This window comes from Psychrobacter sp. HII-4 (assembly GCF_904846595.1).
In the GTDB taxonomy this organism is placed as follows: Bacteria; Pseudomonadota; Gammaproteobacteria; order Pseudomonadales; family Moraxellaceae; genus Psychrobacter; species Psychrobacter celer.
This window is the reverse complement of the sequence record NZ_CAJHBJ010000009.1, coordinates 62,329-84,891: the sequence shown is the minus strand read 5'-3', so window position 1 is coordinate 84,891 and position 22,563 is coordinate 62,329. Positions and strand designations below refer to the sequence as shown.

The following is a 22,563-nucleotide window of genomic DNA, read 5'->3' as shown; positions in this document are numbered from 1 at the left end:
AACGGTATATGATACTGATCAGTTCATTTAACCGTCAGCCATAAAGTATGAGGTAGATTAAGCCTGTACCAGAGAAGTTATCTATAGTTAGCTGAATGTAAAACTGTTATGGATTGAAACGCGCTACTGGTATAAATTTTACTTGCGTGCTGCGTTCCCAGAGGCTGCGAAAAATTCATCCCAGTAGCGCTATGACATTATAGAAGCCAGCAATTGGCAGTCAAGGAAGCGAGAATTGCTGGTTTTTATTAAAAAATCGGCGGTAAGTGAGTACGGCGCTGATGGTGCAGCCCAATGTGCTACTCACACAGATCAAAAACATGGTGACTATTTGATAGCGAATGGCTTGGGTAGGATCAGCGCCTGCTAAGATCTGTCCTGTCATCATACCAGGTAAGCTCACCACGCCGACCACCAACATAGAGTTGAGAGTCGGTGTCATACCATTGATGATGGCCGTTCGTATCTGCTCATGTACAGCTTCAAAGGACGTCGCAGATAAGCTGAGCATCATCTCGATACGCGCTTGCTGCTCATAAAAGGCATTGATCAGCTGGTTACTGGTCAATGAGATGGCAGTCAGTGAGTTGCCTAATATCAGACCCAAAATAGGAATCACAAACTGCGGTGTGTACCATGGCTGCACTTCTAAAATAACCAAGATGGCAATGGCTGTCACCAGTACTGCAGAGACACTAACGGCAAGCAGCGTATCGATAAACAAGCCTTTATAGCGGCGTTTGACTCGGTTTTTGGCCGCACTTCCTGCAATCAGTGTCATTATGGTCAAGATGGATAAAACTTCATACCACTGCTCGCGCGCAAATACCCACGCTAAGATGAGACCGATAAAGCTCAGCTGTACGACTGTACGTAGCGCCGCCATCAATAGTGTCTTGGTCAGATGTAGACGCAAACGCCAAGAGACCATCAATACTATGAGGATTAAGCTGCTGGCGAGCGCAATGTCGCCATATGTGAGAAATATCTGCATATCGTCGCTGGTGTTCATCGCGGCTCACTTTGTCAGCCAAGTATTCTGGCTCACTCATTTATTTTTACTGCCCGCTGTGCCTACGCAGACATGTACCCTTTGATGCGTTCATTGAATTTACATTTACCTGATTTTAGTCAGTACGCCTGCTTGCATATGCCAATGCTGGTCTGCCAATGGCAAGATGTCTTGGGTATCATGCGTGACCCACAGTACCGTGCGTTGTTTGCTTTTTTGTACCCAGTCGGCGAGAAGTGCAACCAGCTGCGCGGCCGTATCGACATCTAGCGCGGCGGTAGGCTCGTCTAGCAACAAGACACGCGGCTCTAGTTGTAGTAAGCGTAAGGTGTTGACCAGCTGGCGCTCGCCGCCTGATAAGTGATAGGCATCTTTGTGCAAAAAATCACCCCCTCGGCCTAAATAAGCAAGCTGGGCGGTATGCCAATCGCTATCAAAGCATAGATGCTGATGCGCCCGCAACTGGAAAGGCAGCTGCAGATTATCAAGCACGCTGCCTTCTATCAGCTGAGGGTGCTGCGCGAGCAAAGCGACTTGAGCGCGCCATTTGGTAGGTGATATATCTTGTATGCCCCAAAAGCGGGCGTGGGGCGGCTCGTGCGTGGGTCTTAACCGTACGGTGCCCGCGCTGATGGGAAAAAGCCCTGTCAACACCCGTAGTAGTACCGACTTGCCGCTACCAGATGTACCCGTCAGGACGGTCACCTGTCCTGCTAATAGTGTGCCACTGGCTTGTTGTATCAGTTGTTTTTTTTGTCCATCACTACCGTGAGTCAGCATCTTGACATGCTCAAATGCCAAGATAGTATCGTCGTTGTCGGTACTCATTGATGTGCGCTGTCTATTGAGCAGATGGTGTCTGAATTGGTGACGGCCGTGCGGCGGCTTGCTCAATGGCTGCCCGCAGCTTTTGGGGTACGCGAATGGGGCGCATGGGGGCGCCGTTGGCAGCAGCGGTATCGGCTGCATGGTCCTTGTCACCAGTATTTGGTGTCGGTCTTAGCTGGTTTTGCACGCAGGCGATGACAATTTTGCCACGGCTTAATAGCCCGGCGTTGTTGCTAGCTGCGCTATCTGTCAGATGCCGATGGATACTTTGATAAAACACAATGCTGGCAGGCTTTATCTCGACGTCATCGATACGTACGCTGATGACTTCATCTAACAATATCGCCCGTTTGTATTGTAGGTCTGCTTGACTGACGACAAAGTGCTGCACGTCGCCTGTATCTGTCTGTAAAAAATAACCGTTGAGACCGAGTTTGGCAAACCAATCACGGCGACAGTTTTCAAAAAACACCAGATGATTGGCATGGTAGACTATACCGCCAGCATCGGTATGGTTAATATAGACATTATAGTCTTTTGCAAATAGTGGCGAGATACTATCGCTGGTGGCTGTTTTTGGGATGTGGTGCTCGGTTTTTTTTGTCGTTGTTTGCGTGCTTGTTGTCATATGAGTGCTCAGTATAGTGATACAGGATGTCTGTGCGATGGTTGAGTGCTAAAAGTTGCATGCCCAAAAAGTGTCAGCTATTTATTATGAAGTATCATGGCCGCTGATCAGTAGCAACTACTCTAGCTTAAGATATCTAGGCGTGCAACAGTCAGACCCATTTACGTCTGCTATCATAGTGCGTCACATCAGTGTATCGCTGCGTATTTTCATCAATCAGTATAGGATAATTTATGACCCGTTTTGTCAGTTTTAATATCAATGGTATTCGTGCCCGTCAGCATCAGCTAGAGGCAGTGCGAGAGGTGATCGATCCTGATGTGATGGGATTGCAAGAGACTAAAGTACACGATGATCAATTTCCTTTATCGGCGGTCGAAGGTTTGGGGTATCATGTAGAATACTTTGGCCAAAAAGGGCATTACGGTGTGGCTCTGTTATCCAAAGTTGCGCCGATATTTGTCCAAAAGGGGTTCCCTGGCGAAGACGTAGATGCTCAAAAACGCTTTATCCACGCCCGTTATGAGCTGCAAGGCCGTGAAATTGATGTATTAAATGGCTATTTTCCGCAAGGCGAGAGCCAAGACCATCCCACCAAGTTCCCTATGAAGCGTGCCTACTATGCCGATTTGATGGCATACATCGACACGCTCAAAGCTGAAGGTCGCTCACTGGTGATTATGGGTGATATGAATATCGCGCCAGAAGATATCGACATCGGCATTGGGGAAGCAAATGCCAAGCGCTGGCTAAAAAATAGAAAGACTTCATTTTTGCCAGAAGAGCGTGAGTGGTATGCCGATTTGATGTCGCGTGAGCTAACGGATACGTACCGCCTGCATTATCCAGAGAGTACTGAGCTATATAGCTGGTTTGATTACCGCAGTCGCGGCTTTAATGACGATCCGAAGCGTGGTCTACGTATCGACCATATTTTGTGTAGCGCGGATCTCGTCGATCACTGCGTGGATGCGGGTATCAGCTATGAGCTTCGTGGTATGGAAAAGCCTTCTGACCATGCGCCAATTTGGAGCGCGTTTACTCTTAGCAAAGTATAATTTGAATCAAATATGGCCTAAATAAACAAACCGTCTGAATAAACCATCTATATAAGCAAAATAAGGAAGCCCCTATGGCTGTTGGAAATGTTGCAGTACCTGATACTATTTATCCCATCGAAGGCGTCAAACTAAGTGCGACCGCGGCAGGCGTGCGTTATAAGGATCGTGATGATTTGGTGGTGCTTGAGATTGCTGAGACGGCCAGCTGCGCCGTTGTCACTACCAAAAACACCTTTTGTGCGGCGCCTGTACGCGTACTGCGTGAGCACTTTGACACTCACAGTCCACGCTATCTTGTGATCAACACTGGTAATGCCAATGCTGGGACGGGTGCCGATGGCAAACGCCGCGCCCAAGAGATATGTGCGGCATTGGCCACTAAAGCTGGCGTCGATACCCAGACGGTCTTGCCGTTTTCGACAGGGGTCATTGGTGAGCCGCTAAACAGCGATGCGGTCATTGCAGGGTTGGATGAGGCGCTTGCTGGTTTGGCGGCTGATAAATGGCTGGCCGCGGCAAATGGCATCCGTACCACTGATACTATACCCAAGATTGCGAGCCAAAAAATCGAGGTGGCGGGCAGCTGCTATCATGTGACTGGTATCTCAAAAGGCTCAGGCATGATACGTCCAAATATGGCGACCATGCTAGGCTATGTAGCAACCGATGCCAATATCAAAGCCGACCTGCTACAAGAGATGCTGGGTCAAATCAATGAGCAGTCCTTTAACCGCATCACAGTCGATGGAGATACCTCGACCAATGATTGCTGCGTGTTGATCGCCACAGGTGCAGCCAGCTCGGAGGTGATCGATAGCCCTGAGCACCCGCATTACTCAGCGGTATTTGCTGCCTTGACAGAGGTGTTTGTCCGTCTGGCGCAGTTGATTGTACGAGATGGGGAAGGCGCAACGAAGTTTATGACGGTCAAAGTCACCGGCGGCAAAGTCACACAAGAATGCTGTGATGTGGCCTATGCGGTCGCGCACTCTCCATTGGTCAAAACGGCGTTTTTTGCCAGCGATGCTAATTGGGGTCGTATCTTGGCGGCGGTGGGTTATGCAGGGATTGAAGATCTTGATACCGAGCAAGTCGATGTCTATCTTGATGAAGTGATGATTTGCCAAAACGGCGGCGTGGCGCCAGATTATACAGAAGAGGCGGGTAAGGCGGTGATGAGCCGCCCAGAGATTACCATTCATATCAATCTGGCACGCGGTGATGCTAGCGATACCGTTTATACCTGCGACTTGTCTTATGACTATGTCAAAATCAATGCAGACTATCGTAGCTAACTGATAGCGGCTATTTATTGATATCTTAATGCCAAGTGTAACAGCCAGAGTGACCGATACGGTGTCGCTCTGGCTTTTTTGTGCCTTGTTAAGCCAATATGAGGAGACGTGCTCGAAGTAAATACGCGGTGAGTAGCAATTTACCCTGTGATTTAATACGCTTTATTAACAGCAGTTGCAAAAGCTGACGTTACTTTACAAAGCAGTCATAGAGGAGAAGCAGCACTGCGCCCTATACTTATTTCAGTCAGCAATACATCAAACGGTTAAACCAAACTATCAAGTAATCATGACCTGATAAGTGTGAGACATACGACGAGTGTGAGACATACGACGATAGTTATAAAATGTGCCAAACAATAACGTAAAACAAGTAATAAAAATGCATAACCAATAACTGAGGATTGAATAATGAAAAAATTAGCCATTGCAGCATTAATGACCACATTTGCCCTATCAGGTTGCTCTACCATGGGGATGGATAGCGAGCGTACCATGGTGGTTGAGGGGCAGCCAATGAATGTCAAAGTCGTCAATATCCCAAGCTTTGAGGTAGAGATTGCACCACGAAAAGCTGTTTGTGACCTCACGGCAACCGATGGCACCACCGTTGAAGCTGAATGCTTGCAGTATCGTCAAACCCATCAGAAAAACTACACCACATTAAATGGTAATATCCAAGGTTTCACTTATGAGCCAAACTATCGTTATGTGCTCGATGTGCGCCAAGAAGCCGTAACTGCTGAAGGCTCAAATGTGGTACAACCGGTTTGGATCTTAAATGAAGTAATTTCTAAGACAGCTGAGTAATGACGCTAACTGCTGACTAAAACTATTGTAGACAGCCATCATACTGACGATAGATATTGAGGGCGTGTTGAACATTCAACCATGGCACTGACAGAGACTATTTTTTAGACGATTCGAAGGTAAAAATAGTAAGCTTAGTCGCTCTAAGCGTCTATTTTTACCAATGAAGCGGCAAAAAAGAGTCCTGTCCCTACGGCTGATGCTAAAATTGCGCCATACTGCGTTGCAAATCTAGCTAAGGCATCTGCATTATCGTCGCTTTGCGCCTTGTCTGGAACAATTTTAGCGATCAGCAGTGCCTATTTGTGAATGTTCAACACGCCCTAATCATTATCCTAAAAAATGCCTCTGATTGATCAGAGGCATTTTTTGTTACGTTTAACACAACACGATTATCTTATTAGTATGCTGACCTCATAAATGACGACTAACACTGGCTGTACTTTACACTGACGCCATGAGTGGCCGTCGGTATACGATTGTCAGCATACACTGCCAGCCCGCCACGTGAGGTTTCTTTATACTTATCGAGCATGTCAGCGCCAGTCACTTTCATGGTTTCAATCACCTTGTCTAGCGAGACGAAATGTTGGCCATTGCCGCGGCAGGCCAGACGCGCTGCATTGATTGCTTTGACCGCGCCCATGGCATTGCGCTCGATACAAGGCACCTGTACCAGTCCGCCGATAGGATCGCAGGTTAAGCCTAAGTTGTGCTCGATGCCGATTTCGGCCGCATTTAAGCATTTGGCTGGCGAGCCATCCATGATCTCGGCTAGAGCAGAGCCTGCCATCGCACAAGCGGAGCCAACCTCGCCTTGACAGCCAACTTCAGCGCCAGAGATGGAGGCGTTTTGTTTGATTAAGCTGCCGATAGCCGTGGCGTTTAATAAAAACTTGCGCACGCCGTCTTGGCTATAGTTGGGCAAAAAATCACGGTAATAATGTAGCACCGCTGGGATGATGCCCGCTGCACCATTGGTCGGCGCAGTGACCACTTTACCACCATTGGCGTTTTCTTCATTGACTGCCAGAGCGTACAGATCAACCCAGTCCATGGCAGCGAGCTTGTCGGTCTTGGCGATCGGCTGGTCTTGTTCAGCGTCTAGCTGTTGGTGCAAGTCTTTAGCGCGGCGTTTGACATCTAGGCCACCTGGCAAGATGCCACCATTGTCACACCCTTGTGTGACGCAGTCTTGCATCACCGCCCAAATCTGATCCAAATACTCAAACACCGCTGTTTTATCACGAAAGTGGCACTCGTTGGCCAGCACCAGCTCGCTGATACTAAGCTCATGCTGACGACATTGCTCTAGTAGCTCTGCGGCACTATTGAAGGGGTACGGCACACTAGCTATCGTAGGGCTGGCATGGTCTTCGTCTGGGTTGGTGGCGTCTTCTTCATTGATGACAAAACCGCCGCCAACTGAGTAGTAAGTCTGCTGATAGCTGCTATCATCTGCTAGTGTCGCGCGCAGGGTCAAGGCGTTTGGGTGATAAGGCAACACCGTCTCATCATACCAGTGAATATCGCGATCTGTATCAAAGTCAATCGTATGCATGCCTGAGATAGCCAGCTGTTTGGCTGAAAAAATAGGCGCTAGATAATCACTGGTCAAACGCGTATCAATCGTACTGGGCGTATGTCCGAGTAAGCCAAGTAATATGGCTGTGTCGGTGGCATGGCCTTTGCCAGTGGCTGCCAACGAGCCATAAAGCTCAATCTCGATACGCTGGATAGTCGTTAACTCAGCCTGCTTTATCAGTGAGGTCAAAAAAAGATTGGCAGCGACCATCGGACCGACGGTATGTGAGCTTGATGGCCCGATACCGATTTTAAATAAATCAAAAACACTAATCATAATAAATTACCAAAAAGTCATCAGTGATTGGGCAGACAAGATAGCCTGCTTTACGCACTTTGAGTCAATATATAATAGCCAGCCACTACCGATAATCACCTATATACGGTGCATATGGCGCAGTGGTGGTGGGTGTATGGGAGTCGAAGAACAAAAATAGCCGCTGAATAATAACTTTTATTTAATAAGAAACTCCGTTATTATGCTTCCAGCCAACGGTTGTGTAACATCCTGTAAGTCAGTAGTTGATAGGCTGATGGACAGTAGGACAGCGCCAACTTAGATATTTAGTATAGTGAGTTCAGTATAAAAACGACACAGTATGACTGGGATGAGTTTTACGCAGCATCGAGCAGCACAGGCACGGCACGCAAGGAAAATCTATACCAGTTCCATGTTGACATATAATGTATCTGTTTTATTTAGAATTAACTATTGAACATATCGGCAACATATCGACCCTCTCACATCCGGTAAAACACAGACATCATAACAAATAATACTTTTGGTTTGCTAGCAAGAAATATAAAAGAATAAGTCTCAATAGAAAAAAAGCAAAATAGTCGATTTGTGTTATAAATCATGATGTTATAAATCAAAATATTGCTGCATAGTATCATTCTATTAAAGTGTTTTTATTTTTAGGCTAAGTAAGTAGCTATTGACTAAAATTGAGACACGCCCTTGTTTTTCCTCATCACTCCAGCTCACATAGGACGCGCGCATGTCATCGCCAACAGAACATCCTTCATCTTCCCAAAAAAGCGCTCAAGATAAGCCGGCACAAAACGCCTTAGAGGCGGCGGGTATCGACCCAGCAGCCATGAGTCAGCCGCTTCATTCAGATTTTGACAATGGCCGCTGGTTTCCGACATGGCGACCTTATAAAGGCGACTTGGACCGCGATCCTGTCGGTATCAATGAATATCTACCGCCTTCAAAAAGCGTCTTGTTAGGGGTGCAGCATACCTTTGCCATGTTTGGGGCGACGGTGTTGGCACCGCTTTTGATGGGATTTGACCCCAATTTGGCTATCTTGATGTCGGGCATCTGTACTGTGATGTTTTTTATGATCACAGGCGGGCGTATGCCAAGTTATCTGGGCTCAAGCTTTGCGTTCATCGGACCTGTCATTGCAGTGACCGCTTATGCAGGGGCAGGGTTCAATGATAATTTGAGTGTCGCTTTAGGCGGTATCATGGCATGTGGTATCGTCTATGCGCTGATTGGGCTACTGGTGATGAAGACGGGCACTGGCTGGATTGAACGCTTGATGCCGCCCATTGTCACAGGAGCTATTGTGATGATTATCGGTCTAAACCTAGCGCCAGTGACCATCCAAGGGGTGTCGGCCAATCAGTTTGATGCTTGGATGGCGACGTTGACGGTATTACTCATCAGTGGGGTGGCGGTCTTTACCCGTGGTATGTTGCGCCGCTTGCTGTTGCTGGTGGGCTTGATCTTGTCTTATGTGGCCTATTTTGTGATGACCAATGTTTTGGGCTTCGGCACGGCGATTGATTTTAGTGGTGTCGCCGCCGCATCGTGGTTTGGGCTACCAACGATTCATACCCCAAGCTTTGAGATGAGCGCCATTATTCTTATCGCGCCGGTGGCATTTATCCTAGTCGCCGAAAACTTAGGACACTTTAAGGCAGTTGAGGGTATGACAAAAGCGCGGGTGACGCCTTATATGGGCCGCGCGTTTTTTGCAGATGGGCTGGCCACGACGTTTTCGGCAGGGTTTGGTGGCACTGGTGTCACTACCTATGCCGAAAACATCGGTGTCATGGCCGTAACCAAGGTCTATAGCACGACGATATTTGTCGTGGCAGGGTTGGTGGCTATTTTGCTGGGCTTATCGCCAAAGTTTGGTGCCATTATTCAGACGATACCAGCGGCCTTATTAGGCGGTGCTTCTATCGTGGTGTTTGGCCTGATTGCGATTGCAGGGGCAAAGATTTGGATCGACAATCACATCGATTTTAGCAAAAACAGCAATCTGATTATCGCGGCCGTTACTGTCATTATGGGGACAGGTAACTTTAGCTTGCACTTAGGCGGGTTTGATTTGGGCGGCATCGGCACGGCAACTTTGGCTGCTATCGTGTTAAATGTGTTGTTTAATAAAGGCTCTGACAAAACCGCTGACACTAGCGCAGCGGCCAAATAGGCCGTATACTGGTCAAAAAAACGCCCATACTATAAATAGTATGGGCGTTTTTTGTAGTGCGTTTAGGGGAGCAATAGATGATGATAAGTAGCAGACAGAGATTATTTATAGTCACGTTTATAAAACCGCGAAAAAAAACGATAACGGCGTAGGGCGCGTGGTTTTGGTTTGAGTGAACCCAAATAAATAGCAAACATGGTGAGTAACGCACCAGCCCACTGCAAAGTATTGATGGGTTTGTCCAGCCAGCTATAATCAATCACCAAAGCGGCGATAGGCTCAGAGAGCAATAATAACCCCGTCAAGGCCAGTGACAGCTTGGGAATAGAGTAAGCAATGAGTCCCCATGCCAAGCACTGCATCACCGTACCATAGACCAATATCCAGCCAATCTCCGCCCAAGTATTGGGCAAGATACTGCCTTGATCAAACACCCACATTGGCACAACCATCGCCAGCACCCCGCCGATACTGATCAGCTGCATGAGTATAAATATTGGCGTTGGCTCAGTATCGTGCGTCTTACGGATAAAGGTCATCGATGCCGCTAGCATAGCGCCCGAAACGATACCAGTGACAAACCCCCACGTCGCTGCGCTGTTATGGGCAAACTCCGGGCTACCAATCATCGCCACACCGAGCATCGCCAAAAACAAACTAATCAGCTGTACGATAGATTGACGCTCATTGAAATACAAAAACCCAATCGCTGCCAAGAAAAAAATCTGTAAGCTGTTGAGCAGGGTAGAGATACCAGGACCGACCGCATAAATACTCTCATGCCAAAGTGCCAAATCCAATCCCAAAAACGCCCCTGATAACAACGCATAAAAAATAGCGCGTCCTGAGCGCGGCAAGCGTTGCCCCATGATTTTGGCTAATACGGCAAAAACGATACCAGAGATGGCCAAGCGCCAAAACGACATCGCCCAACCACCGATATCGACATGAGCGACGATCAGGCTACCTAAACCAAAAATAATACAGCCTATGACTAAACCGATAGGGGCAGAGCGGGATGCGGCGATGGCCATAGCCATAGTGTCTCCTTATATGAATGGGGTGATGATAAAAAAGCATTTTATAGCGATTAGGCTATTGTCGAGGTTTTGCCCCCAGAATGAAATGGCTCAGCGACAATTATTCTATGAGATAGCAGACAAAGCTATCTAAACGACGACCCCTGTGTATATAATTATGCCAATGAATGACATTTGCTTAGGTTTATTATGTTTCGATGTTCTTTATCAAAACCGCGCTCTGTAGTATCTAACCTTTGGACAATGATGTTGCGGTGTACGGCTGGCATTAGCATTGTCAGTGTCAGTGCGTTACTGGTGATACCGCAAGCACAAGCCGCCAGCTGTAAAGTTCCCAAAAGCTACTACAAAAACGTCTCTTGTACCGCCAGCAGTGGCTTGTTTTTGGCCGTCAAAGATTTTGGCGCGCCTGTGGCCTTGATTGACAACAAAGGCAAGCGCATCGTCGATCTATCACGCTATCAAAAGGTCGATGCCGATAACCTTTCAGAGGGGCTGCTGCCCGTACTGCGTAACGGTCATGTCGGATATCTCAACATGAAAGGGCGAGAAGTGGTGCCTGCTATGTACGATATGCTAAAAGAACGTCAAGGCTGGGCGCGGCCGGTATCAGAAGGGCGTATCGTCGTAAAAAAGGACGGCAACTATGGCGTCATCAATACCGCCAACAGAACCGTCGTGCCATTTTCGTCATCGTTTAGTGAGGTGGCTGATTATCGCGGCGGCATCACCCGTGTGCGTAAAAGCAATAACATCAGTTGGCTGGATAAAAGCGGCAATGTGGCAAAAGACCCTGCTGACAATAACCACAAGCCGCCGCAAGCGCGTCAGTCGCCATCCACGCCGCCCATCAGTCCATTTACCACACTACAGCCGCGTCAGCAAGATGGTAAATGGGGCTTTGCCGATGACCAAAATGTCACCATGATTACCTACTCATTTGATGAGGTGCGTCCCTTCTCTGAAGGCATGGCGGGCGTACGTATCAATGAAGATTGGGGCTTTGTCAATCTTGGTGGTGAGCTGTTGATTCCGTTTCGGTTTGCAGATAGTGGCGTGTCCGCAGGCGATACTTATCAAGGCAAGCCCTCGTTTGTGTTTGTCGATGGCAAAGCATGGATCGGTAATCTAAAAAATGGCAATAAAATGTGTATTGATAAAACAGGCAGCAGCGTTGGCTGTGATTGAGCCGTTTGTTTTTGCCCCATGGCGATACCTAAGTAGGCATAAAAAAGCGTGCAAGCTTGTCTTTGACAGTCAAACTTACACGCTTGTTCAGACGTACGCGCTTTTTAAATAGCCTTTAAGAGCGATGCGCCAATAGATGATTACTGATCAGATCCACCATATAAGGCTGATAATACTCAGGAATATCGTGTGCCATGCCCTCAATCAGATAAAACTTGGCATTGGGGATGGTCTTCGCCACCACGCGCCCTTGCGATGCTGGCAGGAGGCCATCGGCGCTACCATGTAACACAATGGTTGGGGCTTTGACTTGTTTGCTATAGCGGCTAATAGAGCCAGATGCCAAAATAGCATTTAGCTGCTGCACGGTCCCGAGCGGATGAAAGCTGCGCTGATAGCGAATTTTGGCAATCTCACGCACCATGCGCACATTGACATGCCCTGGCGTGCCAACCGTCTTCATAAACCAGACGCTATGACGCACGATATCACGCTCAGAGTGACTCTCAGGGCGGTTGATAAGGGTGTATAGCTGCCGAGGTTTGGGTGGTCTTAAAAATGCACGATTGGTGGTGGTAAACATCAGTGCCATTCGCTGTACCAAGCTTGGGTAGCGAGCGGCCACGATTTGGGCAATCATCCCGCCCATAGATGCGCCAAGCAGATGGGTTTTACCCAGCTGCAACGCCTTAATCAGACGAGCGGTGTCTTCGGCCATGTCGGTCAAATTATAGGCCACTTGCGCGCTCTTGTTAGAGAGCCCTGTTTGCAGACGCATCATCATCTTTAGCTGACTGATACGCGGTAGGCCGTCAATTTGCACTTTAGACGATAGGCCAATATCACGATTGTCAAAACGAATCACAAAAAAACCAGCATCAATGAGGCGTTTTATAAAGTTTTCTGGCCAAAATATCATTTGTGAGCCAAGCCCCATGACCATGAGCAAGGGTGGATGGTTTGGGTTACCGCCTGCTTCCACACAAAGCTCGATACCATCACCGATATCGATCATCGCTTGATGCAACTGGTCACTCAGATCAGAGTCATGCCACTGATGCGCGCCAAACTTTTGCCACTCAGGCGTAGGATAGTGGCTCACATTCTCATCTAGGCTTGGATCTGGGCTTGCTTGGGATCTGGCGCTATTGATGTTATTTGATTGTGTCATGAAGTGTCCTAATCAGAGGTCGTCTACTACAGCTCAAGCATCTCAAAATCGAGTTTGCCCACACCGCACTCAGGACATGTCCAGTCATCAGGGATGTCTTCCCATTTGGTACCAGGGGCGATGCCTTCTTCTGGGCAGCCAAGTGCTTCGTCGTATATCCAGCCGCAGACAATACATTCATAACGTTTCATAAAAAGTCCTATCGATTATTTCTAGTGTGACCATTTTTTAGCGCGCCAGTCACGCCAAGGGCTAATGACTGGGCGTCACGACAGTGTGCAAGTGTCCATATAACGGTCAGCGCTTAGACAGCAAAAACGCACGTAGTTTAGCATATAACCGTTATTTTCATAGTTAAGTTTACACTTGTATATTGAGATTGTGAGATTTTTATCAAGTCAAGTGTCGCGGTTTTGTGCAGACCAAGGCTGATAATAGCCGATGCTTTAGCGTATTAATTGGGTCAATTATGCTACAATAACGGCCGAAAAATTCACACCAGTTATCATTAAAGTCATACACGCTAAGGGTCCTCATGAGCATCAATGCCGCCACCTCTACCAATACCGAAAACCAGCCATCAGCCGAGCTCAATACTGACCATCCTTTTTGGCAGATCATTCGCACCGTACCAGACTTTCCAAAAGTCGGCATTGATTTTTATGACATAACCCCGTTACTGCGCAGTCACGTTGATGCGGTCATCGATGCGCTGCTGGCCGCTTTACCAGAAGGCTGTCTGGATGAGGTCGATTGTTTGGGTGCGGTCGAGGCGCGTGGGTTTGTCTTTGCCAGCTTGCTAGCAGGGCGCTTGGGTAAGGGTATGATATTGCTGCGTAAGCCTGGTAAGTTGCCGCCACCTGTGGCCAATAAGGCTTATGCGCTTGAGTATGGTAAAGACACCCTTGAGATGCAAAACAATCTACCGCCTGAGCGGGTATTGTTGGTCGATGATATTTTGGCAACTGGTGGCACCTTGAACACCGCTTACGAGCTTTGTCGCTCAGCAGGTCACACCGTAGTCGGGGCGCTGGTATTACTCGATTTGGTGGCGCTGCATGGAGCGTTTCCAGTACCCGTTTATACGGTACTAAAAGCCTAAAATCAAAAAGCGCGCTGATGCTGATATAATCAGCGCGCTTTTTTTCAACATAGCTATTTAAGATATAGTTAGCTGAATATAAAACTGTTATGGATTTAAACGCGCTACTGGTATAAATTTTACTTGCGTGCTGCGTTCCCAGAGGCTGCGCAAAATTCATCCCAGTAGCGCTATGACATTTTTAGAGTGTATCGACTATACATGGAATAAAGCCCATGCTAAATTAAGCCGTTTTTTGTTGTTCGTGGTTTTTGCAGCTGTATTCTACGAGGGCGCGTCCGATCGTCTTAGGGCTGGTGATTTTAAAATCTTTTGTGGTCAAAATGGGTTTGTCTGACTGCCAAGACTTTATGACTTTGTCATTGGCCGCGTAATTGACATAAGCACGCCGATAGTAGCTGGCGTCTTTACAAGAGATCAGTAGCTGCTGATCGCTATGATGGATGGGTTTTTCTTTAAAAAGCGCTGTTTCCGCATTTTCTTCTTTTGCAGCCTCTTTGTCTTTTGCTATGTTTTTTTTGGCTTGTGGGGGGTAGGTCCGACGGATTGAGACGGTGATATTTTCGACACGCTTTTCATCTATGATGCTAATATCAGAGCGCTCGATAGAATCTAAGTCCACACTAAAAACCGAGCCAGAATGACTCTCGGACACCTCTGACCAGCTCACTGCTTGTGCGCTGAGTGCCAAAGCACTGCCTGCCAATAACGCTGATAGCCGTTTCATACTTAAGCCTTGCTTCTGGTTGTTTGAAGTAGGCCATAATAGCCAAGTTGTTATCGGCAGGCAAATATCTTTTATGACAGGTCATGGCCTGACAAGTTACTCACGGATGGCCGCTAGTGTCTTGGCCAGCTCATCACGAGCAGTGATAAAGCCATCAATGCCCTTTGGTAGCAGGTCTTGTGTCACGGTGTCTTGTTGGTAGGCGGCGCTGAATTCTTCGTGAGTTAGACTGACGCGGGTCATCTCATCTAGCGCCATAGACATGCTGGGCGATAGCTGACGCTCTACTTGTGTGTCCATGGCGGCAAGCTCGTCGATAAGGTTTGGCGCGATGGTCAATAAATCACAGCCTGCCAACGCCAGTATTTGCTCAGTAGAGCGGAAGCTTGCGCCCATGACTTGAGTGCCATAGCCGTGCTGCTTGTAATATTGATAAATCCGCTTGACCGATTGTACGCCCATATCATCGGAGGCGGGCACATTTTGGCGGTTTTGCTGGCGTTTTTGCCAGTCTAAAATACGACCCACAAAAGGCGAGATCAGCGTCACGCCAGCATCAGCACAGGCAATGGCTTGATGCTGACCGAATAAAAGCGTCAAGTTACAATGGATGCCTTGGGTTTCGAGGTAGCGCGCCGCCTCGATGCCTTGCCAGGTGGCGGCCATTTTGATCAAGACGCGCTTAGGATCGATTCCTGCCTTTTGATACGCCTCCATAAACGCCATGGCCTTATCGATCGTCGCTTTGGTGTCATAAGACAAGCGCGCGTCGACTTCGGTAGATACTCGTCCCTCGATCAGTGCCAAAATATCACAGCCGACTTGGACGGTCAGTGTATCTATAACCGCATCGACATCGCCATTATGGCGACTCATGGTCTCTGCCAGCATGCCTTGGTTGTCAGGGTGGATGAGAGCTTTGGTGATCAAGCTTGGGTTGGTAGTGGCGTCGATGGGTTTTAAGCGCGCAATGGCGGCCAGATCGCCAGTATCAGCGACAATGGTGGTCATGGTACGAAGCTGTTGTAATGCGCTCATTAGAGATCCTTTTTTTTAGTGACGTGATGTTATCAATCACAGGGTGGTTTTGTTTTTGTCGTAAGATGAGGTATTGGCATTAAACTGTAACATAGTTTTGAGCCTCTGTTGCCTCATAGTGTGATGGACGATAAGAGACAAGGGCAAAACTGTGCTATAGTCAGGTCAATCTGAGCTGAATCGACGACATCAGCATTCTCATTTGCTGACGCTGCACCACAATGATTTTGAATCGACTATACTATGGACGAGATGATATGGGCAGCTGATAAGAGTGGCGCGACATTACATGCGATTGCACACGATTACCCGTGGGCACTGCGCGCCGTTTTTGTTATAGTAGAGCCGGTCACCTGCTATGCGACAGTGGTATGAGCAGCTTGAGATATTATCGATAAGTCAAAAAATAGCATGGCAAAATCGGATAAGAGCAAAAGCAGACGGTGTCTTGATAGACTGTTGTTTTATCATGTCGCTATAGCAAGCTATTAACACCAATGATGTCAGACCCAATAGTTAAAAACTGGTCAAAAATTTCAACAGTAAAAAATCTAAAAAGGATGGGCGGTAATGAGTGAGCAGTCACCAGAGCAACATATGAATAACTCCAATCAAACCACGACAGACACAAACGATGCCGCAACCGAAAAAGCATTTTTGGATAATATTCGTCAAAGTATCGATGCAGTAGACTGCAAAATTCAAACGTTGATCAATGATCGTGCCAAATTGGCTCAGCAAGTGGCTGTCGTCAAAAAAGAACACCTCGCGAATAATGCCGCCGCCGCAACCGACAGTAACCCTATTTTTTATCGTCCAGAGCGAGAGGCGCAAGTACTAAAAGCCGTCATGGAGCGCAATACTGGCCCTATCGCTGACGAAAAAATGGCCCGTCTGTTTCGTGAGATTATGTCTGTATGCTTAGATTTAGAAGCGCCGCAGCGCATCGCCTTTTTAGGGCCTGTTGGTACCTTTACCCATGCAGCTGCGCTCAAACACTTTGGCAAAGCCGCGGATACCATGCCGATGACCACCATTACCGATGTGTTTCGCGAAGTCGAAGCGGGCACAGCGATGTATGGCGTGGTACCTGTTGAAAACTCTTCAGAAGGGGTGGTCAATCACACGCTAGATGGCTTTTTGTCCTCTTCGTTAAAAATCATCGGTGAAGTTGAGCTGCCTATTCACCAAAACTTCTTGGTCGCTGAGCACACCAAGGTCGATAGTCTCAGCCGTATTTATTCGCACCAGCAGTCATTGGCTCAGTGCCGTCATTGGCTTGATGTCAACTTTCCAAACGTCGAGCGTGTGGCCGTATCGAGCAACGGAGAGGCGGCGCGTCGCCTCAAAAACGAGTGGCATTCTGCCGCTATCGCAGGGGACGTTGCTGCAGCAGAATATGATCTACACAAGCTGTATACCAACATAGAAGACAATCCTAGCAACACCACACGTTTTCTTATTATCGGTCACGAGGCGATTGCGCCATCAGGTCAAGACAAAACCTCTATCGTGGTATCGGCACACGACAAAGCAGGGGCGCTGATCGAAATCCTAAAGCCACTGTCTTATCATGGGGTATCGATGACCAGTATCGAGACGCGTCCTGAGCGCCCGAATAAATGGGCTTATGTGTTCTTTATCGATATGAATGGTCATATTGATGCGCCAAACGTGAGCGCGGCGATTGCCGATATTCGTCCACTGGTAAAAGATTTGCGTATACTTGGCTCATATCCTAAAGCGGTATTGTAAGCTGATCATCGGCCGCAAATGGATCATACTAAGCAGTAGATGTGTCATCATCTCTAAGGATAAACCATGGCATCACCTCAAGCGACATCATCAAGTTTAGCTCCGCTTACCTCTGCGTATGATAGTATCTTAGCGCTGACGCCTTATCAGACTGGCAAGCCGGTTGAGGAGCTGACACGCGAGTATGGGGTTTCTGATGTCGTAAAGCTGGCCAGCAATGAAAACCCATTGGGCTGCTCGCCGCATGTGACCTTGGCAATCACCGAGCAGCTGGGTCAACTGGCACGCTATCCTGATGGCAATGGCTATTATCTCAAGCAAGCGCTGGCGGATTTTAATCGTGTGGATGTTGAGCAGATTACCCTAGGTAATGGCTCCAATGATCTATTGGATCTCTTGGCGCGCGGCTTTGTCAGTTGCGACGATACCATTGTGTATAGTCAGTATGCCTTTGTGGTGTATTCGATGCTGGCGAAGATACAAGGTGCTACTGGGATAGAGGTGCCAGCGCCGCGGTTTGGTCATGACTTAACGGCCATGCGTCAAGTCGTCGCCGACCATCCAAATACCAAGGTTGTGTTTATTGCCAATCCCAATAACCCAACAGGCACCCAGCTTGGGCAAAAAGAGCTACGTGATTTTGTCGCTAGCATGCCAGCTTCGGTACTGGTGGTACTCGATGAGGCGTATATCGAGTATAGCCCTGAGAGTAATAATAGGGCGCTGCTTGATGAGTTTGACAATGTGGTGATCGTTCGTACGTTTTCTAAAGCTTATGGGTTAGCGGGTTTGCGCGTGGGCTACGCGCTCAGCTCAGTGCCAGTCGCAAATCTGCTCAATCGTATTCGTCAGCCATTTAACGTCAGTCGTGTGGCATTGGCCGCCGCCGCTGCTGCACTTGCCGATCAAGACTTTATCGAAGCCACTCGCTTGAGCAACGCTGAGCAAATGCGCTGGTTAGAAAAACAGTTTGACGCTCTAGGGCTGGGTTTTATTAAGTCGCACGCCAATTTTATTATGGTAAAGTTCGAGGTCGAGATGGAAGACATCAACGCTATGTCTATTCATCAAGCATTGCTAGAGCAGGGAGTAATCGTACGTCCTTTGGCCGCCTATGGACTCCCGAACTGGCTGCGTATCACGGTAGGTCTGGCTGAAGACAATCTGCGTTTGATAGATACGCTACGCTCGATTTTGACCGAAGACTGATCACTGGCAACTGATACTGATAAAGAGGGCGGACCAGCCCATCTGAATCCCGATAATGTCATGGCACTCATGTAGGCGTGCCTTTGCGACTGAATGTCAATTTGTGAAATACAAGCTAGCGTGAGTCGCCATAAAAAAGATAAAAAATAAGAATCCTATGCAATCCTCTTTTGATAAAACCCCTTTGTTATTTAAACAAGTTTGCGTGATCGGTCTTGGGCTGATTGGCGCAAGTCTTGCTCAAGCTATAAAAGACAATCATTTAAGCGAGCGCTTGGTTGCTGTCGATAGGCACTTGCCAAGCGTGGATGAAGCCATAAAACATGGCTTGCTCGATGCTGGTAGCACGCGCTTGACTGACGTGGTGGCAGGTAGCGACTTACTTATCATAGCCGTACCGGTGCAAGCGGTGCAAGCCGTATTTACCGATATCAAAGCTGCAATGGACAACGGCCAGCTGGCTACAGATTGTATCATTACGGATGTCTGTAGTACCAAGGTCAATATCATTGAGGCAGCAAAATCGGTATTTGCTGCACTGCCAACGGGGTTTGTACCCGCGCATCCGATTGCTGGGGCGGAGAATTCAGGGTATCATGCCAGACGCGCCAATTTGTTTGTCAACCACAGCGTGATAATCTGTGAGCTCGCCACCACCAGCCCTTCTGCAATTGCAAAGCTGCAGCAGTTATGGGAGGCGGTGGGTGCGACTGTCATGCCAATGGCAGCCGATCATCACGATGCGATATTGGCGCATACCAGTCATCTACCGCACCTACTGGCGTTTAATCTGGTCGAGCAATTGGCGAGTCATGATGACAATTTGGATATGTTTCGCTATGCCGCTGGTGGGTTCCGCGACTTTACCCGTATCGCTGCCAGCGATCCTAAGATGTGGCATGATATATTTTTTGCCAACGAGCGCGCGATTATCAGCGCCCTTGATGAGTACGGCGTCTATCTACAGACCATGCGTCAGCTTATCATTGATAAAGATTCAACCGCCCTGATGGGGCTTTTGGGCCGCGCGCAAGCCGCACGGCGACATTTTGGCCATATGTTAGCCAGCACCCCTTATACGGATACCTCTGCTATGTCAGCTTCTTATAATATCACCCCTAGCAACACCGTCTCTGGCACCATTACCGTTCCTGGAGACAAATCTATCTCGCATCGCAGCATCATGCTTGGCAGTTTGGCCACAGGTGTGACTAACGTTACTGGATTTTTGGAAGGGGAGGATGCGCTGGCTACCTTACAAGCATTCCGTGACATGGGTGTAAGCATCGAAGGCCCTGATAAAGGCAGATTGACCATTCATGGTGTCGGTATGCACGGACTAAAACCCAGCAAAACGCCACTATATATGGGCAACTCAGGCACTAGTATGCGCCTGCTAGCCGGTATCTTAGCCGCCCAGTCATTTGATAGTGTGTTGACTGGTGATACCAGTCTAAACAAGCGTCCGATGGAGCGGGTGGCAGCACCGTTACGTGACATGGGTGCGGTGATTCAAAGCACGGGTCATAATGGTACCGCGCCGCTAAGCATCACTGGCCGTGATACGGTTGGCCAGCCGCTGCAAGGGGTAGAGTATGACATGCCAGTTGCTTCTGCTCAGGTGAAGTCTTGCTTGCTATTGGCGGGACTGTGGGCAAATGGTACCACGACGGTCATCCAACCTGAAGTTAGCCGTGATCATACCGAGCGTATGCTCTCAGCCTTTGGCTATCCTGTGACCGTCGATGGCAATCGTATCAGTATCGAAGGCGGTGGTACACTCACAGGTGGCGATATCGCTGTGCCTGCGGATATCTCTTCCGCCGCCTTCTTTATGGTCGCCGCAGCCATCAGTCAGGGTAGTGAATTGACCCTAACGCAAGTGGGTATTAACCCAACCCGCACCGGCATCATTGATATCTTAAAGCTGATGAATGCTGATATCAGCCTAAGCAATGAGACCCATGTGGGTGGCGAGCCAGTGGCTGATATTACGATTCGCAGCTCAAACCTGCAAGGTATCGATATTCCAGAGTATCTAGTACCACTGGCGATTGATGAGTTCCCAGTACTGTTTATCGCTGCCAGCTGTGCACAAGGTCGTACAGTACTAACGGGTGCTAAAGAGTTGCGCGTCAAAGAGTCCGATCGTATTGCTGTGATGGCAGATGGTCTACAAACCCTTGGTATTGATTGTACAGTGACTGAGGATGGTCTGATCATTGAAGGCAAAGGTAGTGTAGGTCAAAGTGAAGTTAATAACAGCCAACCTGTTTTTGGCGGCGGACATATCACCTCGCATCATGACCATCGTATCGCCATGAGCTTTGCGGTTGCTAGCTTGCGCGCATCCAAGCCGATCACCATCGAAGGCGTTGAAACGGTCAATACCAGTTTCCCAGGATTTGCCGAGCTTGCCAATCAAGTGGGCATGTCTATCGAGGTTCACGATAGCCACGCCTAATAGCGTTAGGACTTTTACCAGGTATTAAACGCCATAAGGGTTCAAATACCGTTATCGTCAGCAATGCATTGATACTACTATGAGTGTCAATGCATTGCTTTTTCACTTTTATTCTATCTGTAGTAACCCTGTGCTTTTGCTGCTCGCCTAAATATGCTCATCATCAGGCGCAGTCTGCAACAGTACGCTTTGCTCTAAATTAAGTTGTACTGACTTATGACCACTCAAAATGTTATCAAAAAACCCGTGACGCCTATCAAAACCACCAGACGTGGTATTGTCACAGCGCTTATGGCCTTTTTTATCTGGGGCGGGTTCCCTTTATATTTTAAACAGCTGGCCGCCTACGATGCCACTGAGATCATCGGGCACCGTATCGTCTGGACCTTTGCTTGTCTGCTGCTTGTCTTAGTCGTCACCAAACGCTGGGGCTGGATAGACACTTTAAGGAAAAATCCTAGGTGGATTGTGTTTTCGCTGATATCGGGTCTGATTATTGCCACCAACTGGCTGACCTATGTTTGGGCGGTCAACCATGACCGCATACTTGAGGCCAGTTTGGGCTATTTTATCGGGCCGCTGGTAGGGGTGGCGCTCTCGATGATTTTGTTCAAAGAGCGCTTGCGGACACTGCAATGGGTGGCAATTGGTTTTGCGCTATTGTCTGTGATTATTCAGGTGGTGATGATTGGGAGCTTACCTTGGATTTCGCTGATACTGGCGTTCAGCTTTAGCATATACGGTACCATTCAGCGGCAAACACCGCTGAGCGCCATCGATGCGATGTTTGTGGAGACGACGATGCTGGTACCGATGTGCCTGTGGTGGTTTTGGCAGGCCGATGTGGTGAGTAGTCAGATCAGTTTTTGGTTGTCATCAAACATCTGGCTATTGATGCTGGCAGGCCCCATCACTTTGATACCGCTATTGTTATTTAATAAATCAACCAAACTGGTGGCTTATAGTATTTTAAGTTTTATGAACTATCTGACGCCGACTTTTATTTTCTTTTTGGCAGTATTTTACTATAAAGAGCCATTTGACTTGCACCGTTTGGCCGTCTTTGGCTTGATTTGGGTTGGTCTGTTGTTGTTTAGCATTGACTTGTGGCATCATCGCCCAAGTAAGATGCTAAAGGCTGCGCGTTTGCGCCAAAAAGCATGATCATCTGTCTGCTATAAAGCTCTTAAAAAACCAGTAA

19 protein-coding genes are annotated in these 22,563 nt (G+C 48.1%); 10 read left to right on the top strand and 9 right to left on the bottom strand.

Translation table 11 applies throughout. The annotated features are described in order from the left end of the window. Positions 1-220: 220 nt before the first annotated feature. From JMX98_RS06725 to JMX98_RS06715, 3 genes are all read right to left on the bottom strand, one after another. Positions 221-1,012: an ABC transporter permease gene (locus JMX98_RS06725; protein WP_201585462.1), complete on the bottom strand. Its 792-nt coding sequence runs from the start codon at positions 1,010-1,012 to the stop codon at positions 221-223. Between the two features lie 105 nt (positions 1,013-1,117). Beyond that, the gene (locus tag JMX98_RS06720; protein ID WP_201585461.1) at positions 1,118-1,840 is read right to left on the bottom strand and encodes an ATP-binding cassette domain-containing protein; all 723 of its coding nucleotides are present in this window, start codon (positions 1,838-1,840) and stop codon (positions 1,118-1,120) included. A gap of 13 nt (positions 1,841-1,853) precedes the next feature. Beyond that, positions 1,854-2,468: a thioesterase family protein gene (locus JMX98_RS06715; RefSeq protein WP_201585457.1), complete on the bottom strand. Its 615-nt coding sequence runs from the start codon at positions 2,466-2,468 to the stop codon at positions 1,854-1,856. A gap of 233 nt (positions 2,469-2,701) precedes the next feature. Here JMX98_RS06715 and xthA point away from each other — a divergent pair, with 233 nt between their 5' ends. The 3 genes from xthA to JMX98_RS06700 all read left to right on the top strand — a co-directional run bounded on the left by xthA (position 2,702) and on the right by JMX98_RS06700 (position 5,634). Further along, complete coding sequence (gene xthA / locus JMX98_RS06710; RefSeq protein WP_075102340.1) at positions 2,702-3,526, top strand: exodeoxyribonuclease III; 825 nt, start codon at positions 2,702-2,704, stop codon at positions 3,524-3,526. Between the two features lie 74 nt (positions 3,527-3,600). Next, on the top strand, positions 3,601-4,824 hold the full coding sequence (argJ, locus tag JMX98_RS06705; protein ID WP_201585455.1) for a bifunctional glutamate N-acetyltransferase/amino-acid acetyltransferase ArgJ: 1,224 nt from the start codon (positions 3,601-3,603) through the stop codon (positions 4,822-4,824). Between the two features lie 411 nt (positions 4,825-5,235). Next, a complete protein-coding gene (locus JMX98_RS06700; RefSeq protein ID WP_201585453.1) occupies positions 5,236-5,634 on the top strand; it encodes a DUF4377 domain-containing protein in 399 nt (132 codons plus the stop codon). 427 nt (positions 5,635-6,061) lie between these two features. On the opposite strand, the gene JMX98_RS06695 is transcribed toward JMX98_RS06700, so the two are convergent. Continuing rightward, positions 6,062-7,498, bottom strand: a complete 1,437-nt coding sequence (locus JMX98_RS06695; protein WP_320157763.1) for an L-serine ammonia-lyase — start codon at positions 7,496-7,498, stop codon at positions 6,062-6,064. 820 nt (positions 7,499-8,318) lie between these two features. Here JMX98_RS06695 and JMX98_RS06690 point away from each other — a divergent pair. Continuing rightward, positions 8,319-9,668: a solute carrier family 23 protein gene (locus JMX98_RS06690; protein WP_413786526.1), complete on the top strand. Its 1,350-nt coding sequence runs from the start codon at positions 8,319-8,321 to the stop codon at positions 9,666-9,668. Between the two features lie 101 nt (positions 9,669-9,769). On the opposite strand, the gene JMX98_RS06685 is transcribed toward JMX98_RS06690, so the two are convergent. After that, positions 9,770-10,702, bottom strand: a complete 933-nt coding sequence (locus tag JMX98_RS06685; RefSeq protein ID WP_201585489.1) for a DMT family transporter — start codon at positions 10,700-10,702, stop codon at positions 9,770-9,772. A 195-nt stretch (positions 10,703-10,897) separates the two neighbouring features. On the opposite strand from JMX98_RS06685, the gene JMX98_RS06680 reads away from it, so the two are divergent. Continuing rightward, complete coding sequence (locus tag JMX98_RS06680; protein ID WP_201585447.1) at positions 10,898-11,896, top strand: WG repeat-containing protein; 999 nt, start codon at positions 10,898-10,900, stop codon at positions 11,894-11,896. Between the two features lie 115 nt (positions 11,897-12,011). Here the strand turns inward: JMX98_RS06680 and JMX98_RS06675 are convergent, their stop codons facing one another. Together JMX98_RS06675 and JMX98_RS06670 are read right to left on the bottom strand one after the other, a co-directional pair. Next, positions 12,012-13,067: an alpha/beta fold hydrolase gene (locus tag JMX98_RS06675; RefSeq protein WP_105245933.1), complete on the bottom strand. Its 1,056-nt coding sequence runs from the start codon at positions 13,065-13,067 to the stop codon at positions 12,012-12,014. Positions 13,068-13,093: 26 nt separating this feature from the next. Then, positions 13,094-13,258: a rubredoxin gene (locus JMX98_RS06670; RefSeq protein ID WP_057759803.1), complete on the bottom strand. Its 165-nt coding sequence runs from the start codon at positions 13,256-13,258 to the stop codon at positions 13,094-13,096. A gap of 344 nt (positions 13,259-13,602) precedes the next feature. On the opposite strand from JMX98_RS06670, the gene JMX98_RS06665 reads away from it, so the two are divergent. After that, positions 13,603-14,169 (top strand): adenine phosphoribosyltransferase, encoded by a 567-nt coding sequence (locus JMX98_RS06665; protein WP_201585445.1) that lies wholly within the window; start codon positions 13,603-13,605, stop codon positions 14,167-14,169. A gap of 223 nt (positions 14,170-14,392) precedes the next feature. Here the strand turns inward: JMX98_RS06665 and JMX98_RS06660 are convergent, their stop codons facing one another. Further along, entirely contained in the window at positions 14,393-14,896 is a 504-nt protein-coding gene (locus JMX98_RS06660) for a hypothetical protein (protein WP_201585443.1), read from the bottom strand. A gap of 96 nt (positions 14,897-14,992) precedes the next feature. Then, positions 14,993-15,934 (bottom strand): transaldolase, encoded by a 942-nt coding sequence (locus JMX98_RS06655; protein ID WP_201585441.1) that lies wholly within the window; start codon positions 15,932-15,934, stop codon positions 14,993-14,995. A gap of 570 nt (positions 15,935-16,504) precedes the next feature. Here JMX98_RS06655 and pheA point away from each other — a divergent pair. From pheA to rarD, 4 genes are all read left to right on the top strand, one after another. Next, the gene (gene pheA, locus JMX98_RS06650; protein ID WP_192995720.1) at positions 16,505-17,689 is read left to right on the top strand and encodes a prephenate dehydratase; all 1,185 of its coding nucleotides are present in this window, start codon (positions 16,505-16,507) and stop codon (positions 17,687-17,689) included. A gap of 66 nt (positions 17,690-17,755) precedes the next feature. Continuing rightward, positions 17,756-18,898 carry a histidinol-phosphate transaminase gene (hisC, locus tag JMX98_RS06645; protein ID WP_201585439.1) on the top strand — a complete coding sequence of 381 codons (1,143 nt, stop codon included), beginning with the start codon at positions 17,756-17,758 and terminating at the stop codon, positions 18,896-18,898. A gap of 157 nt (positions 18,899-19,055) precedes the next feature. Further along, positions 19,056-21,362, top strand: coding sequence for a bifunctional prephenate dehydrogenase/3-phosphoshikimate 1-carboxyvinyltransferase (locus JMX98_RS06640; RefSeq protein WP_201585437.1), 2,307 nt, complete (start codon positions 19,056-19,058; stop codon positions 21,360-21,362). Between the two features lie 216 nt (positions 21,363-21,578). Continuing rightward, entirely contained in the window at positions 21,579-22,526 is a 948-nt protein-coding gene (gene rarD, locus JMX98_RS06635; protein ID WP_201585435.1) for an EamA family transporter RarD, read from the top strand. Positions 22,527-22,563: the final 37 nt, after the last annotated feature.